Consider the following 16,928-nt stretch of genomic DNA (forward strand, 5'->3'; position numbering starts at 1 on the left):
TAGTTTTGTGCCATGGCCAAGATCCCCTCTCCATTCAAATCGCTGTCAGCCGATCGCCGGTCGTGGCTCGTGCAGCAGGCGCTCGTCAGACACAAGGGCGCCAAGGCGCTCTATGCGCAACGCATTGCGGCCAAGGGCGGCGGCTTTCGTGTCGCCACCCTGCTGTCCTGGCCGGCCGATCGCATCGGCAAGGAAGCCCTGCGCCTGGGCGCACTCACGGCGCAGGACGAACTCGAGCTGCTGCAGCTGCTGTATGTGGACCTCGAGCCGCAGTATCAGATCACCTTTCTCGACACCATCGGCGTGACACACGAGAACGGGGTCATTCCCGACGAGCTCGAACCGCCGTACGGTGAACGGGACGCCGTGGTGCGGGGCGCCGAAGCGGTACTGGCGGCCCATGGCGACGAGGGGCGGCACTACCTGCGCACCCTGGTCGTGTACAATCTGCCGGCCTGGCCCGGACTCGACTCCGTGGTGTCGGCCGAAGGCTGAATGACGGAAGCCTGCCGGAAGCCTGAATGACAGCCGGCTGAAAACACGCGTGCCCGCCGGTGAGCGGGCACGTGGCGGAAGATGACGACGGGCTCCGGATCAGCGGAGCCCGAACATCCCTCCCCCGCCGAACGGCATGCGCGGCATTCCACCCTTTCCGCCCGCACCACCACTCATCTTCTTCATCATCTTCTGCATTTCGCGGAACTGCTCGAGCAGCCGGTTCACCTCGGTCACGGTGCGGCCACTGCCCTTGGCAATGCGCGCCCGCCGTGAGCCGTTGATGAGTTCCGGCTTCTTGCGCTCCTGCGGCGTCATGGAGAGCACGATGGCTTCGATGTGCTTCATGCGCTTGGGGTCCATCTTCACGTCCTTCAGCATCTTCGGGTTCACACCCGGCAGCAGCTTGAGGAGATTCTCGAAGGGACCGAGTTTCTGCATCTGCCGCATGGCCGACAGGAAGTCCTCGAGATCCATGCCTTCCTTGCGGACCTTCTTCTCGAGCTTCTTCGCTTCGGTGGCGTCGAACGCTTCCTGCGCCTTCTCCACGAGCGAGACGACGTCACCCATCTGCAGGATGCGTCCCGCCATGCGTTCCGGATGGAACTCCTCCAGCGCGTCGCTCTTTTCACCCACGCCGATGTACTTGATCGGCTTCTTGAGCACACCGTAGATGGAAAGCGCCGCACCACCGCGGGCGTCACCATCGAGCTTGGTGAGAATCACCCCGGTGACGTCGAGCGCCTCGTTGAAGCCCTGCGCGATCTTCACGGCTTCCTGGCCGGTCATGCCGTCGGCCACGAAGAGAATCTCATCGGGCTTGATGGCCGCCTTGAGCCGCTTGAGCTCGTCCATCATGTCGGCGTCGATCTGCAGGCGACCGGCCGTGTCGACGATGACCACGCGGTCGCGATTGCGCACACCCTGATCGATGCCGGCCTTCGCGATCTTCACCACATCCTGCGTGGTGCGGTCGGCGTAGACGGGCACATCGAGCGACTTGCCGAGCGTCTCGAGCTGATCGATGGCCGCGGGACGGTACACGTCGGCCGCCACGAGTCGCGTGCTCCTGTTTTCGAGCTTGAGCCTGCGGGCGAGCTTGCCGGCGGTGGTGGTCTTACCCGACCCCTGCAACCCCACCATCATGACGACGGTGGGCGGCACGGAACTCATCTTGAGCCCTTCACGCCGCTCGCCGAGCATGGTGGTGAGCTCGTCGTGCACGATCTTGACGAGTTGCTGCGCCGGCTGCACCTGCTTGAGCTGCAGCACCCCCACGGCCTTCTTCTCGACCCGTTCCAGGAATTCGCGGGTCAGCGAAAAATTGACATCGGCTTCGAGCAGGACGCGGCGGACCTCGCGCATCCCGTCCTTGATATCGGACTCGGTCAGGACGCCGCGACCACGCAGCTTCGCGAAAACGTTACCGAGTTTGTCTGTGAGCTCGTCGAACATCCCTGCAAACTACCATGCCAGCGGGCCCGCTTGTACTCCGGGCCATGCGGCAGGCTGTACCACGGGTCCGGCAGCTCCGGCGCCATGCCCGGCTTCCCGCCACGAGACAGTCAAGGGCGCCGGGATCACACCTTCTGTGCCATGGGGGTGACGAAAGGGGCCGCCAGGACGGCATCTTGCGTCGGAATCACGCGTTGCCGCCCCGCACCGCCGGCCTAGATTGGCCCGTTCCGGCTCGTGCTGTCACTCCGTGCCGTCACACCTCCGGTCACCTTGCCGTGTCCCGAACTCCATCGCGCTTCCCCTCCATTCAGATGCCCCGCGGCCAGCGGAAGGAAGAGATCCTTCGCGCCGAGCTGCCGCCGACGCTGCCCCTGATGGCGCTGCGCTCCACGATCGTTTATCCACTGGGAACGATCGCCGTGCAGATGGGAGCCCCCGAGAATCTCGCGCTCCTCAGAGCCCACGAGGAGTCCGGTCTGGTGGTGGCGCTCATGGTGGCCTCGGGAGACAGCGACGATGCCATCGACCCCGCGAAGTTCGTGGGCCGGGTGGGCGTGGCGGCGCGGGTCCATGAGCGGATCAATCTGCCCGGTGACACGGTGCAGATCACGCTGCAGGGGCTCCGTCGCATCACCATCGACGCCATCGAACAGGTCACGCCATTTGCCGTGGCCAGGGTGCAGGGCGCCCGGGAAACCCCGCCCGAGGCGGCGGAGCTGGACGAACTCGTGGCACGGACGGTCGCCGCCGCGGAAACCCTCGCCGAACTGGTCGACCGCATCCCCAACGAAGTGCCGCAGATCCTCAAGATGAACGTCTCCGACCCGGGACGTTTTGCGGATCTCGCCGCCACCAACATGAACCTGCGCATCGCCGACAAGGAGGAGGTGCTGCAGCGTCTCGACATCGGCCAGCGCATCCGGTTCATCCTGTCGCGTCTCGAACGCGAGGTCGCGCGCGCGCGTGTGATGGAGGACGTCAAGAAGCAGACCGAGATCAAGATCGAGCAGCATCAGCGCGAGTTCTATCTGCGGCAGCAACTGCGGGCCATCCAGTCGGAGCTTGGCGAGGCCGATCCGAACGAAAAGGAATCCATCGATCTGCTGCGCCGCATCGAGGACGCGCAGTTGCCCGACAAGGTGGCCGCCGAAGCCCGTCGTGAGACCGAACGCCTGCGCATGCTCTCGCCGGCCTCCAGCGAGTACCAGGTGTTGCGCACGTATCTCGACTGGGTGCTCGCCCTGCCCTGGCACATCCGCAGCGCCAACGATCAGGAGATCGCGCTCAGCAAGGTCGAAGACGCGCTCGACGAACGGCACTACGGGCTCGACGAGGCGAAGGAACGCATCATCGAATACCTGGCGGTGCGCAAACTGCGAGGCGGTGATCCGACGGGTCCCATTCTCTGTTTCGTGGGACCGCCGGGCACCGGCAAGACCTCGCTGGGCGAAGCCATCGCCAAGAGCATCGACCGGGCGTTCTACCGCATCTCCGTGGGCGGCGTGCGCGACGAAGCCGAGATCCGCGGCCATCGCCGCACGTACGTGGGCGCCATGCCGGGCATGCTCATTCAGGCCCTCCGGCGTGTGGAAGTGCGCGATCCCGTCATCATGATCGACGAGATCGACAAGATGAGCTCGGGCGGCACCGGCGGCGATCCCACGGCGGCCATGCTGGAAGTGCTCGATCCGTCGCAGAACAGCACCTTCGTCGATCACTATCTCAATCTGCCGTTCGATCTCTCGAGCGTGCTGTTCATCTGTACGGCCAACAATCTCTTCGACATTCCCGGCCCGTTGCGCGATCGCATGGAAGTGATCCGCATCGCGGGCTACACCATCGAGGAGAAGGTGGAGATCGCGCAGCGTTATCTCATTCCGCGTCTGCTGGCCGACCATGGTCTCGAGGACACGGATCTCCACATCCCGGAGAGTGTGCTGGGGTTCATCACCAGCCGGTACTCGCGCGAAGCCGGCCTGCGGACGTTCGAACGTTCGATCGCGTCCATCATGCGCAAGCGGGCGCGGGCGAAGGCCGACGGTGACGACAGTGCCTGGGAGATCGATGCCGTGCGCACGGAAGAGATGCTCGGCGCGCCGCGTTTCCCCATGGAAGAAGCCGAGAAGGAGCCGGAGATCGGCGCCGTCACCGGTCTCGCATGGACCAATACCGGTGGCGAACTGATGACCATCGAGGCGTTGCGCATGCCGGGCGGCGGGAAACTCACCGTCACCGGACAGCTCGGCGACGTGATGCGGGAATCGGTGGATGCGGCGTATTCGTTCGTACGTTCGCGCGCCCGGTCACTGGGAATCGCCGACCGGGAATTCCGCGATGCCGATCTGCATCTGCATTTCCCTGCCGGTTCGATTCCCAAGGACGGCCCGTCGGCCGGCATTGCCGTCACGCTGGCGCTGGCGAGTGCGCTGTCGCGTCGCCCGGTGCGCCGTGATCTCGCCCTCACGGGTGAAGTCACGCTGCGTGGCAGGGTCCTCGAGATCGGCGGGGTGAAGGAGAAGGTGTTGGCCGCTTATCGGGCCGGTCTTCGGGAAGTGATCCTTCCCAAGGGGAACGAAAAGGACGTGCGGGACGTGCCGCAGGAAGTGCGGGCGAAGATGGCGTTCACGTTCGCCAGCGCCATGGATGAAGTGCTGCACCTGGCGCTGCTGCCGCATCCGGACATGCATCCGGCCGATGCGGCGCCACGCGATGGTGCGCATGACGATGCGCCGGCCCGGCCGTCAGATCAGCAATCCGATCGAGTACAACGCGAGCCCAACCAGACCACCCACGATCGTCCCGTTGATACGAATGAACTGCAGATCTCGGCCGATCTGTAGTTCGATCTTCCGGGAGGTCGCGGTGGCGTCCCAGGCCGCCACGGTGGAGGCGATCAGGCGCGCGACTTCTTCGCGGGCCTGCTCCACCGAATAGGTCACCAGCTCCACGATCCAGCCGTTGACCTTGGCGGCCAGCGTCGGATCCTGCAGCACCTTCTGTCCAAGACCGGTGAGCCAGCGCTCGACCTGATCGGGTTCGTGTTCCGCTTCGTCGGCCAGACGCTCGGCGTACGATGCGATGCGCTCCTTCACATCGTTCCAGACCTCGCGTGAGAACTCCGCGACACTTGGATGATCGAGCAGATCGAGTTTGATCTGCTCCGCCCGTGCGATCGTTTCGGGATTCTCGCGGAGATTGACCACAAAACGCTCCACCGCCTCATCATACCGCTTGCGCAGGGGATGCTGCGGATCGGCGGCCACGGCCACGAGCGTCTTCTCCACGCCGGTCACGATCTTGTCGCCCAGTTTGCTCTCGACGGCGCCGGGCACCCACCACGGACTCTCCTGCTTGATCCGCTCGCGGATCATGGTCTCGTTCTCGTCGAGAAACCGCGCGGCGAGACGCAGGGCATCATCGAGCAGCGCCTGATGCCGTCCGTCGACCGTGAGCAGTTCGAACGCCTTGGCCGCGAGCGGCGCCGCCTGCATGCGCCGGAGACGCGCGACGATACCCTTGTCCACCAGCGTCTGCACGTCTTCATCGCGCATGACGTTGGCGGCACCGGACAATCCATGCGCGGCCGCACGCGCGAGACGTCGACTGTTCTCCGGTCGGGCCAGCCACTCGGCGGCGCGTTCACCCAGGCGCATGGCGACGAGTTTCTCGGCTACCACTTCGCGCGTGAGAAAATTGCGCTGCACGAAGTTGCCCAGAGCCGTGCCGATGCGGTCCTTGCGTGCCGGCACGATGGCCGTGTGCGGAATCGGCAACCCGAGCGGATGACGAAACAGTGCCGTCACCGCGAACCAGTCGGCGATCCCGCCCACCATGGCTGCCTCGGCGAAGGCGCGCACGAACCCGAGCCAGGTGTATCGCGCCTCCAGCATCCGTGCGATCAGAAACAGCACGGCCACGGCCACCAACATGATGATGGCCACCCGCTTCATCTGCACCAGACGAACGCGACGGATCTCGTCGTCGGGTGTGATCCGCAGCGCGACCGGAAGCTCCTGGGGAACCGACTGGTCAGGAACCGTGGGCGATGTCACCACCGTGTGCCCACCACGTCAACGCTGGACGGTGATGCGCACCGGATCGATCGGTGCGGCGGAACGGGCGGGGTAGTCCATGAACAGCACTACGGGCTTGCCGTTCACCTGTTCCAACTGCAGGGTCACCGTACGGGCGGCCCGCCTGGGCGTGGCGGGCGCGTCGATGCGCCGGGTGGTTGCTCCGGGCGCGATGGTGGGCTTGCCCAGTTCATACCGACGGCGTGCGGCGTCGCCCATGACATCGAGGAAGTCGGCTGCATCGACCGCCGAGTCCCATACAGACGCCCACACCAGGGCGTCGCCATCGGCGGTGCGCACGAGCGCGAACCGGTCGCCGTCCCAGCCACCGGCGGCGCGGCGCGCGAGGTCGTCGTTCCTGATGTGCTGCGACAGGGCCAGCCGCGTTTCGAATTCACCGAACGTGTTGGTGAACACCACCGTTCCCGCTCGCGGAGCCGGGAGCGTGACCGTCACCGGCACATCACGCTCGGCGGGCGTCGCGGTGAAATACGCCGCATCGCTCAGGATCTGCTTCGTGCTCACCGGCAGGTCGGTGAGCAGTTCCTTCTCGGGACGCTGGTTGATGAACCGGCGCACGAAGTCCGCGCCACCGAGATAGGGGAACAACAACCCCTCGCGCACCGTGCGCGGCGCCGACGCGAACACCGGCATGCCGACCGAGCCGTCACGGATCAGATCGCGGATACGATCCCATCCACCGGGCATCTTGAGCATCGGGCTCGCATTGGGATCCACGCGGAGTTGCATGAACACCGCCTGCCCTTCGAGCACGGCCTGCGCGGCCACCTGTCGATCGGCGTCGTCGGCCTGCGCCTGAATGGAATCGATCTTCACGTACTGGTCCTGCAGCGCATGCACGAGTTCGTGCGCCACGGTCTGATCGATCAGCGCGGTGGGCGCCCCTTCCACGACGTACAGCACCTTGGTGGCCGGATCGTAGTATCCCACGATCTGCTCCTCGAGCAGGCGCTGCAGCAGCGGCGCGAGTTGCAGCGTGTCGGGAATGAGTCCGAGAATGCGATAGACACCTTCCTGCCCCGCGATCTGCTGCTGTCCGCGTTCACTTTCCAGCTGATGCCGGACGAATTTCGCGACCTCGTCGCGTGAGCGCATTTCGAGCTTGGGCGGCGTCTTGAACGGCAGTCTCATTTCCTGCTCGATGCGCGGCACGTACTTCGCGACGAGATCGGCATAGGGGCCATCCCCGGCGGGTTTGTCACCGCAGGCCGAGAGGGCCAGTGCGGTCAGCGACGCGGTCAACGACGCGGCGAGAAGCCGGCGGGCACGTGTCGCATGGCCACCCGGCATCCGGAGACGCGGGAACGGGAAGGACGAAGACGTTTTCGACGACATGGGCAACCGCGGGTACGACGTGGATACGGCTCGGAATACAGCTCGGGTACGGCCTGGATACGACCGGGAGAGGCCTCAGGCGGGGAACGCGCGCTGCATGTACCACGTGATCAGCGCATCACCCCAAAGCAAGACCAGCATCGCGGCCGGCGCAAGGAATACCCCGAATGGTACATCGGGGAAGGCAAAGGGTTCATTGCGACGCGCACTGCGGATCTTCACGATGGGTCCGACGATCACGAGAAACACCACGGCGCCCACGAATGCCCCCACGATGATGGTGAGCAGCGAGCGTTCGGCGCCCACGGCGGCGCCCACCACCGCCATCAGTGTGGTATCACCGAACCCCATGGCTTCGCGTTTCATCACGACCTCGGCGAGCCATCCGATCAGCGTGATGGCACCCGCGCCCACGCAGGCGCCCAGAATGGCCGGCCAGGCGGAGGCAAAACGGGTGGACTCCTGCAGGAAGAAGTTCGCGATGGCGAACCCCAGCATCAGCACGAGACCGGAGACGGTGAATCCATCCGGAATGAGGTAGTGCTTCGCATCGGTCACCGCGATGCCGAAGAGGATGGTGCCGAACACCGCCACCCGCACGGCTTCGAAGGACATGCCGAAGGCGTACACACTGGCCACCCAGCCCAGTCCCACGAGCAACTCCACCAGGGGATATTGCATGGAGATGGGCAGCGCACATCCGCGGCATTTGCCGCGCAGCAGCAGCCAGCTCACCAACGGAATGTTCTCGTGCCACTGGATAGGCCGTTCGCAGCGCGGGCAGCGTGAACGGGGCCGCACCACGCTCAGCTCCAGCGGCCAGCGCGAAATGCAGACGTTCAGGAACGAGCCGATCGCGGCGCCCAGAACGAAGACGGGCACCAGGATGAGCAGCTGATCGAACAACGGGAGTGCGTGGAGCAATCCTGCCGTGAGCGGACCGGTGTAATCGATATCGGCGACCATGTGTTCAGGACGAACCAGAGGGGCCGGTCGCCACGGGTTCTCCGCGTTGTCCTTCCCGCAGACCATGCAGCAGGATGCCGGTGGCCACGCCCACATTGAGCGATTCCACTTCGGGGGCCATGGCGATGGCCACCCGGCGGGTGACGGCGCTCGCCACCTCGGGCGACAGCCCTGCCCCTTCATTGCTCACGACGAGCGCCACACGATCGGGAATGCCCGCGCGGAGCATCTCCTCCAGGGGCTGGCCGTCCGTGTCGGCCGCGAGGATCCCGAATCCCTGAGCGGCAAGGGCCGCGGCGCACTCCGCCCAGGACATCGCCAGTGCCGGATGCTGGAACAGGGCGCCCATGCTGCCCCGCACGACCTTGGCGTTCCAGAGGTCCACCGTGCCAGGCAGGGCGATCGTGGCGGTGACTTCCAGCGCCGCCGCGGTCCTGATGACGGTACCCACGTTTCCGGGGTCCTGCAGGGCGTCCAGGATGAGCAGACGGGCCTGGCGCGGCATGGGGTCCGGCAGGCGACGGGTGGGGATCTCCGCCACCGCCAGCACGCCCTGCGGGGACTCCGTATCGGCCGCGCTCAGCAGTTCGCTCTCCGTGACCTCCAGCACGGGAATCCCCCGCGCCCGCGCCTCGGTCAGGAGACGCGCACGACGGGCGTCCGACGCGCCATCGGGACTGGCCAGCATGCCGGTGATCGCCAGGGGCGATGCCAGCAGGGTCTCCACCGCGCGCACGCCCTCGGCCACGAAACGCTGCTGGCGCTCGCGGCCCTTTCGGCGCTGCAGATCACGGGCAAGGGTCAGTAGCTTCACGACGTCCGGGTTGGAGCTGGCGGAGGCATGGCAGTACGGCGCAAACGATGGCGATCCGGGTAGTATCTGCCAGCACCTGTGAGTACCGGTAGGTACCAGCAAGTATCTGCAGACCCGACCGCTTCCACAACCGCATGAACGTACGGCGCAATCATATGGTCCTCTCGAGACGCCTTGGAGCACGTCTGGCCGGCACGTCACTGGCCGCCATCGTGCTGCTGTTCGGAGCCTGTGTGCCCAACACGAGTCAGGAAGTGGCCATGGGCAACGACTACGCGCAGCAGGTCGAGCGCGAACTGCCCATGGTCCGCGATCCCGAAGTCGTGCGGTACATCAACGTGCTCGGCGATTCCATCGCGCGCGTGGTGGACGACCGGAGTCTGACCTGGCGCTTCAACGTCGTGGATCAGAGCGACATCAACGCGTTCGCCGTGCCCGGTGGTCACATCTACGTCAATCGTGGGCTGATCGAGAAGACCACCAACATGTCCGAACTGGCCGGCGTGATCGGTCATGAAATCGCGCACGTCACGCAGCGTCACAGCATGAAGCAGATGGCCGCCGCGCAGCGGGCCAACGCCGGACTCAGCATCGGCTGCATTCTGGCACCGTCCTTCTGTCAGGGTGCCGCCGGCGCGGGTGTGCAGGTCCTGGCGCAGGCGGGCTTTGCGAAGTTCAGCCGTGATGACGAAGCCGAAGCCGATCGTTATGGCGTGAAGTACGTGACGCGGGCGGGTATCGACCCGCGGGGCATGCCGAGCATGTTCCGCATCCTGCTCGCCGAGCGCCAGCGCAATCCCTCGGGGGTGGAAGGGTTCTTCTCGTCACATCCGGTGGAGGAGAGCCGCATCGAAGCCACCGAAAAGGAGATCGAGAAGATCGACCCGGTGATTCTCAAGTCCCTCACGCGCGATTCACCGGCCTTTCAGGCCTTCAAGCGGCGGCTGGCCAGTTTGCCGCATACGCAGACGGGGCGGTAGTCGGATCCCCATAGACTCGAGGTGATCTACTGGCTGTGCGGGGCCGCCTGCGGCGGCGATACCCGCAGGATGAATAGCCGGATAAAAGCAGGATTTGTCCCGTGCGGGCGACGAGGACATCGCGCTGGGGACAGGTGGATTTTTTGAAATGAACTACGGAGACAACCGTCGCGCGGTTGGGCCCGTTCTTCTCCCGCAGTTCAATTCAAAAAACTGCCTGTCCGACACGCGACATCACCTGCTCCCGGCATAGGACTATCCTGCTTTTATCCTGCTTTTATCCCGCTGTTCATCCTGCGGGTATCGCGCCCGCAGGGCGCCCACACAATCTGGCCAGCGCTCCCCAAGTGAGAGTCTCCCACGCGAGCCCGTCAGCCCCCATCCGGCAGCCGCCGCACGAACTCCGTGATCAGCGACTCGAAGCGCCCCGCCACGGCGCGGCCCGCGTCCATGACTTCGGCATGTGACAATGCCTGATGCGAAAGACCGGCCGCCTTGTTGGTGATGCAGGAAACGGCAACCGCACGCATGCCCACGGCGCGGGCGACGATCACTTCGGGCACCGTCGACATGCCCACCGCATCCACACCCAGCCGCTCGAGCATGCGCACCTCCGCGGGCGTTTCGTAGGTGGGGCCCAGCAGTCCGCAGTACACGCCCTCGTGCAGCGGCACCCCCACCTGCTGCGCCGCAGTGCGCATGAGCGCGCGCAGTCCCCGGTCGTAGGGATCGGACATGTCGGGGAAACGCTCGTCGCCGGGCTCGGGACGGCCAATGAGCGGATTGCGGTACATGAGATTCATGTGATCGGCGATCAGCATCAGATCCCCCGGTTCGAACGTGCGACGCACACCGCCGGCCGCGTTCGACGCGATGTACACCGGCGCGCCCAGCGCATGCAGCACACGCACGGGGAACGCGGCGAGTGCCGCATCGTGCCCCTCGTACATGTGGAAACGCCCTGCCAGCGCGACCACGGGCCGATCGGCCAGCGTGCCCACCAGCAACTGCCCCGCGTGTCCCGCCACCGTCGCCGTGGGGAATCCCGGGATGTGCGAGAACGGAATGCGCACCGCGTCCACGATATGTTCGGCCAGGCCGCCAAGCCCCGAACCGAGCACGATACCACACACCGGAGGCCGCAGCGGGTGCGACATCGCGTCGCCGGCACGCTGGCGGATGTAGTCGGCCGCGATACGCGCCGCGCCCGCGCCCATGGCTGGCGGACGGGATTCGTGCAGCGCCGTTTCGAACACACGGGCATTCATGCACCGACTCCCTGGGACGCGGTCGGATGCGCAACGAAGACGGACGACGCATTCTGCATCCACAGGTCGAGATCGCGCACAGCGTCACGACGCAATCGCTGACGATCGGCCCACGGCAGAAAAGACGCATCGAAGGCATTGAGGGCCAGCGATGCGATCGTGCCGGCATCGAAACGCAGCTGCGTCACGCAGTGCCGGAATTCGTCGCTCAACGACACCCCGCTCATGAGCCGGTTGTCGGTATTGATGGTCACCACGGCGCCGAGCGCCACATACCGCGCCAACGGATGCTCCGCGAACGTGTGCGCGACCCGCGTCTGCACGTTGCTGGTCGGACATACTTCCAGGGGGATGCGGCGATCGACCACATACGATTCGAGCGTCGCATCTTCCTGCAGACGGGTTCCATGCCCGATACGATCGGTGGCGCAGCGATGGACCGCCTCGGCAATCGAAGTCGCGCCATCACCTTCGCCCGCGTGCACCGTGACGGCCAGATTGGCATTGCGCGCAAAATCGAAAGCCTGGGCATGCACATGCGCCGGATTGCCCAACTCGCCACCCGCCAGATCGAATGCCACCACCCCGCGGTCCCGGTACGCCACCGCCAACTCGGCCATCTCCATCGCATGTGGCCACGGGAAACTGCGCAGCGCACAGACGATCACGCGGGCCACCGTGCCCGATTCGCGTTCGCCCCGGGAAAGCCCCCGCAACACCGCGTCCATCACCTCGTCCACACGCAGCCCTTCCCGCGTGTTGAGTGCCGGGCAGAAACGGGCCTCGATGTATCGCACTCCGTCCAGCGCGGCATCGACGACGAACTCGTAGGCCACGCGCTCCAGTTCGGCGACGGTCTGCATGACGGCCAGTGTGACGTCGAACCGGGCCAGATATTCTTCGAGATTGCGCGCATCGTCCACGCGCATCCACGATGCCAGCGCGTCGGGTGTGGCCGCCGGCAGCGTGATGCCGCGTGCGGCCGACAGTTCCATCAATGTGGACGACCGCAGCGATCCATCCAGATGACAGTGCAACTCGGCCTTGGGCAACCGGCGGATCAGCTCCGCCAGCGTGGTGTCGTCGATGTTTATGTCTGATAGACTCATGTCGGAACGCCCGCGTCGTCCGCACCCACCCGCTGCCGTACCGGAACAACGCGATAAATCGCGCCATTCACGAGTGGCTCCTGCGCCGCCACGGGCAGTCCGCGACTGTCGGTGAGCTGCGCCGTTCCGGCCTCGATTTCCGCGGCCAGATCCGCTCGCAATGCCCGCACGGCGTCGAGCGCGACCGAACCCGATGGAACGCTCACGCCGCGTTCGTTCACGAAGGCGCGGATCTCCCGGCCGGTCGTATCGATGGTATCGGTCATCAGCGGGCACCCGGTGAAACGGAACGGATACGCACGGTGCTATCGGCCTGCACCGGCTGCGGTTGACGTCGCAGATACTCGGCCAGGGCATCGCTGTCCTGGATGGGCAGGTATTCCACCGAAACCGCCGTCTTCTGCAGATCCAGATAGAGATCGTCGATCATGAAATCGTTCATGACCACGCTGTAGATGCGATCGGGAACGATCGCGGCACCGTTGGCTGCGGTCAGACGCGTGATACGCTGCCCGTCGGGCTTGGTCGCATCGTATTCGATGAGCAATCCGCTCACGTGCGCGTCGGGCGCGTTGCGCGCGAACGTGCGCTCCATCATGGGTTTGAGATCGCGGCCACGGACGCGCATGCGCACCAGCATGTTCCCGAAGGGACTGATCCGATGCACCCCTCCGAACGCGATCGGTCCCGCCCGCACGTCCACACGAATGCCGCCGTTGTTCATCATGCCGATATCGCCGGCACCGATGGTACGCACGGCATCGGCGATGAGGTTGCCGAGGGGATACTGATTGCCCGTGCGACGCAGATCGGCGGCGATGGTGGCCACGGGCTGCTGTTCCTTGGCCTCCGAGCGCGCCGATGCCACCCGCACGATGGAATCCACCGACGGCTCGGCGCCCTCCGTCACATTGCCGCGCACGGGACGGATTTCCGTGCGCGCCGCACCGCCACCCACCGGCAGATCGACCACGACGATGCCGCGTCCGCTCGACGTAGGCTCCACGGCCGGCATGCCATCGAAGTCGAACGCGAGGTTCACGTGCGCGTGTCCCATCACGTACACATCGGGACGTTCGGCGCCCAGCGCCGCGACACGCCGTCCCAGCGCGATGCCCTCCCCTTCACACACCGTGGGCCGATCGCGCTCGCACCGTCCCCCGTCATGAACGACGAAGATGATCACCTGCGCGCCGGCCGCGCGCAGCGCGCGGGCCCGCTCCCGATACACCGGAAGCGGATCGAGGAAGGTCAGCCCCTCCACCTTGCGGCGACTGGCGCTGGTCGACGTGTGCGTGCCCGCCGCGCCCACGATGCCGATGCGGATGCCGCCGCGCTGCACCATCGTGTCGGCGCGCAGCCACGAAGGCATCTGCCCATCGGGGCCACGGACATTGGCGCCGAGCACCCGGTAGCGGAGCTCCCGCAGACGCACGCGCAGGGTGTCCTGGCCCAGATCGAACTCGTGATTGCCCAGTGCCCCCGCGGCGATATCGAACCGGTTCACCACGCCCACCGTGGGCCGTCCCGAATCCCAGTCGGATGCCGGCGTGCCAGTGAACAGATCGCCGGCATCGATGATGACGTTCTCACAGGCCGGCGCGACACACTCCCCCTGCGCCTTGCGCAAGGCGGCGGACAGCGCCACGGCACCACCCATGGGGCTGCCGCCCTCGACACGGGGCGCCAGTTGCGCGTGAAAATCGCTCATCGCGATGACACGCAACGTCCGCTGACCGGGTGTGGTGCTGACGGTCGATGCGGAGGCCCGACCTGTGGCCTCGGCGCGGCGCCCACGCTGCTGCTCACGCATGATGGCTTCGCGCGCCGCGGCCGGCTCGATGGTCCAGTTGGCCGTGAAGTACTGGGCCGGCTCGATCTGCTTCACCCGCTCGATTTCCGCGATGACGAGTTGACGGATATCGGTGTCCCGCTCGTAGATCACGGGCGCATCGGCCAGCATCGCGTACGCACCGCCGCCCGACTGCCGGTAATTGTTCACCGCCATGGTGAACGTATCGCCGGGCTGCACGTCGCGCCCCTGATACTGCAGGCGCGTCACGCGCTGTCCCACGGGCTGCCGCAGGTCGAGCACGTAGTCGACACCGGCCAGCATGTCGAAGTTGTAGCCAGCCACCGCCGGATCGATGATCCCATTGGCGGGAGGCTGCCCGTCCGGGCCCAGGGAGCGGTAGTAACGCGCCGAGTGCTCGAGGTAGGCCCGGATCTGCGCCCCCGTGACCCGCACGGCCCGCAGCGTATTGTCGTACGGATAGAGCCGCGCGATCATGGCCCGCGTGATGTCACCGGCCGGCAACGTGGCGTCCAGTGAGAACACCGACACCGCGGCGAGATCCGACTTGGTTTCGCGTCGCATCACCTCGGCCACCAGATCCATGAGCGGCACATCGGTCACCCGCGCACTGTCGGACCGCCATGCCACCGACGTGCGGCCCACCACCGTCTGCACCCAGGTGCGGGCGGTCTCGTGTGTCCGCGCGAACGCGGCCAGGATCGCGGGTGACTCCTTGTGTCCCGTGACCAGCACCCGTTCCCCGCGCTTGGCGACCACGGTCCACTTGCCCTTGGTCTTTTCCAGCGTGAGGGTGCCCACTCCCACCGAACCGGCCCAGTTCCGCGGCTGCATCACCAGCGCGCCGCCGATGGTGGTGTCCACCACTTCCCGATGGGAGTGGCCGAACACCACCACGTCCACGCCCGGGATCTCCCGCGGGATGCGTCCCGCCACATTCTCCGACGGCAAGCCGGTGGCCACGCTGTCGTACGTGGCCGGCTCCCCCAGTCCCGAGTGCAGCAGCACGACGACGACGTCGGCCTTGCGACGTCGCGCCTCGGCCACCGAGGCCTTCACGGCGGGGACGATGTCGGACACCGTCACACCGGCCTGCTGCAGATTGTCGCGGTCCCACACCATCGATCCGGGGGTGGTCCCGCCTACGATGGCGATACGCACACCGGCCCGTGTCACCATGGCCAGTGGGGCGACGAACCGGCGGCCATCGGTGTAGTGCACGTTCGCGGCCACGAACGGGAATCCGGCCTGGGCGATGGCGCGTTTCAGCAACGGCACGCCGTAGTTGAATTCGTGATTGCCCAGCACGGCCGCGTCGTAGCGCATCACGTTCATGGCGGCGATCACCGGATGCACCGGTGGAGGCGCCACCCGCGCGGCCACATACGTCAGCGGGTTGCCCTGCAGAATGTCACCGGCCTCCACCAGCACCACCCGTCCGGGATTGGCGCCACGGACCGAGTCGATGATCGTGGCCGCGGACGCCAGCGAGTGCGTAGGGTCGGGCGCGCCGGCGTAGTAGTCCCAGCCACGCAGGCGACCGTGCACATCGGTGGTGGAGGCGATGACCAGATCCACCTTGGTCTGGGCGCCGGCGGGAGACGGGAGCGCGGCGGGGGCGATCGCGCCCAGGGTCGTCGCCAGGGCCAGGAGCGCCGACCGTCGGCGGACCACGCATTGGAGACCTGCAGGCAGTTGTTCCATAGGGGAATGCTAGTCGCTCCTCCCCGCCCTTTGGAGGGGCAGATGACCCGGGTACCCTGCCACGCTTGCCGGGCCCCCGGCCCGTCCGCGAACTTTCGGGATGGCATACATCGGTACCGGATCGCCGATACAGGGTCGTTACACGGTCGTGGCGATCCGGACACGACGCCTGGGCAGGTTGGTTGCTGTGTCACGCACGATCCCGCAGGTCCGTACATGAAACCGCTCATCATCGGCATTGCGGGAGGCACCGGCTCCGGAAAGTCCACGGTGGCGCGCAAAGTGGCCGAAGCGCTTCCCGGCGCCTCGGTCGCGTTCATCGAGATGGACGCGTACTACCGCGATTTCCGGCACCTCACACTGGAGCAACTGCATCAGGTGAACTGGGACCACCCCGACGCGTTCGATGTGGAATTGCTGTCCGAGCACATCGCGACGCTCGCCGGTGGCGAGGCGGTGGACATGCCGCACTACGAGTTCGCCACGCACTCCCGCAGTGCGTATACCAGACGGATCGAACCCGCGGATGTGGTGGTGATCGACGGCATCCTGCTGCTTGCCGACGCGAACATCCGGGCCCAGTGTGAAGTGAAGGTCTTTGTGGATGCCGATCCCGACATCCGCCTCATCCGGCGCATTCGCCGCGATACGGCGGTGCGCGGGCGGTCGCTGGAGTCGGTGCTCGACCAGTATCTCACGACCGTGCAACCCATGCATCTCCAGTTCGTGGAGCCCAGCAAGCGTTACGCGGATGTGATCGTCCCCCGAGGGGGAAGCAACACCGTCGCGATCGAGATGATCGTCGCCAAGATCCAGCGACGATTGCTGCAGCGTGCGGCGGTGATCGCAACCTCCTCGGCGTCCCCGGCCGTGTCCGGTTCGACCTGACCCC

The 16,928-nt window shown here is 66.0% G+C and carries 13 protein-coding genes; 4 read left to right on the forward strand and 9 right to left on the reverse strand.

Translation table 11 applies throughout. The features are described 5' to 3' along the window. Positions 1-12 precede the first annotated feature (12 nt). Positions 13-495, forward strand: coding sequence for a hypothetical protein (locus WG208_RS16310; RefSeq protein WP_337172439.1), 483 nt, complete (start codon positions 13-15; stop codon positions 493-495). A gap of 99 nt (positions 496-594) precedes the next feature. Here the strand turns inward: WG208_RS16310 and ffh are convergent, their stop codons facing one another. Further along, on the reverse strand, positions 595-1,950 hold the full coding sequence (gene ffh, locus WG208_RS16315) for a signal recognition particle protein (protein WP_337172440.1): 1,356 nt from the start codon (positions 1,948-1,950) through the stop codon (positions 595-597). A gap of 314 nt (positions 1,951-2,264) precedes the next feature. Between ffh and lon the strand changes: the two genes are divergently transcribed. Then, entirely contained in the window at positions 2,265-4,793 is a 2,529-nt protein-coding gene (gene lon / locus WG208_RS16320) for an endopeptidase La (protein ID WP_337172441.1), read from the forward strand. Here the strand turns inward: lon and WG208_RS16325 are convergent. The 4 genes from WG208_RS16325 to WG208_RS16340 form a co-directional block, all read right to left on the reverse strand. Continuing rightward, entirely contained in the window at positions 4,695-6,005 is a 1,311-nt protein-coding gene (locus WG208_RS16325; RefSeq protein ID WP_337172442.1) for a DUF445 domain-containing protein, read from the reverse strand. The genes lon and WG208_RS16325 overlap by 99 nt on opposite strands. 18 nt (positions 6,006-6,023) lie before the next feature. Continuing rightward, on the reverse strand, positions 6,024-7,382 hold the full coding sequence (locus WG208_RS16330) for a hypothetical protein (protein WP_337172443.1): 1,359 nt from the start codon (positions 7,380-7,382) through the stop codon (positions 6,024-6,026). 75 nt (positions 7,383-7,457) lie between these two features. Beyond that, the gene (locus WG208_RS16335; RefSeq protein WP_337172444.1) at positions 7,458-8,348 is read right to left on the reverse strand and encodes a prepilin peptidase; all 891 of its coding nucleotides are present in this window, start codon (positions 8,346-8,348) and stop codon (positions 7,458-7,460) included. A gap of 4 nt (positions 8,349-8,352) precedes the next feature. Continuing rightward, on the reverse strand, positions 8,353-9,162 hold the full coding sequence (locus WG208_RS16340) for an RNA methyltransferase (protein ID WP_337172445.1): 810 nt from the start codon (positions 9,160-9,162) through the stop codon (positions 8,353-8,355). A 155-nt stretch (positions 9,163-9,317) separates the two neighbouring features. Between WG208_RS16340 and WG208_RS16345 the strand changes: the two genes are divergently transcribed. Further along, complete coding sequence (locus WG208_RS16345) at positions 9,318-10,142, forward strand: M48 family metallopeptidase (RefSeq protein ID WP_337172446.1); 825 nt, start codon at positions 9,318-9,320, stop codon at positions 10,140-10,142. A gap of 371 nt (positions 10,143-10,513) precedes the next feature. On the opposite strand, the gene WG208_RS16350 is transcribed toward WG208_RS16345, so the two are convergent. From WG208_RS16350 to WG208_RS16365, 4 genes are read right to left on the reverse strand one after another with little or no spacing between them, the layout of a single operon-like run. Next, the gene (locus WG208_RS16350; RefSeq protein WP_337172447.1) at positions 10,514-11,410 is read right to left on the reverse strand and encodes a purine-nucleoside phosphorylase; all 897 of its coding nucleotides are present in this window, start codon (positions 11,408-11,410) and stop codon (positions 10,514-10,516) included. Then, entirely contained in the window at positions 11,407-12,519 is a 1,113-nt protein-coding gene (add, locus tag WG208_RS16355) for an adenosine deaminase (protein ID WP_337172448.1), read from the reverse strand. Before add ends, WG208_RS16350 begins: the two co-directional genes overlap by 4 nt. Beyond that, a complete protein-coding gene (locus tag WG208_RS16360) occupies positions 12,516-12,785 on the reverse strand; it encodes a hypothetical protein (RefSeq protein WP_337172449.1) in 270 nt (89 codons plus the stop codon). Before WG208_RS16360 ends, add begins: the two co-directional genes overlap by 4 nt. Beyond that, complete coding sequence (locus WG208_RS16365; RefSeq protein WP_337172450.1) at positions 12,785-16,036, reverse strand: 5'-nucleotidase C-terminal domain-containing protein; 3,252 nt, start codon at positions 16,034-16,036, stop codon at positions 12,785-12,787. The genes WG208_RS16360 and WG208_RS16365 overlap by 1 nt, the downstream gene beginning before the upstream one ends. A gap of 216 nt (positions 16,037-16,252) precedes the next feature. On the opposite strand from WG208_RS16365, the gene udk reads away from it, so the two are divergent. Then, complete coding sequence (udk, locus tag WG208_RS16370; protein WP_337172451.1) at positions 16,253-16,924, forward strand: uridine kinase; 672 nt, start codon at positions 16,253-16,255, stop codon at positions 16,922-16,924. The last annotated feature ends 4 nt before the right edge of the window (positions 16,925-16,928 follow it).

The organism is Gemmatimonas aurantiaca (genome assembly GCF_037190085.1).
GTDB classification, from domain to species: Bacteria; Gemmatimonadota; Gemmatimonadetes; order Gemmatimonadales; family Gemmatimonadaceae; genus Gemmatimonas; species Gemmatimonas aurantiaca_A.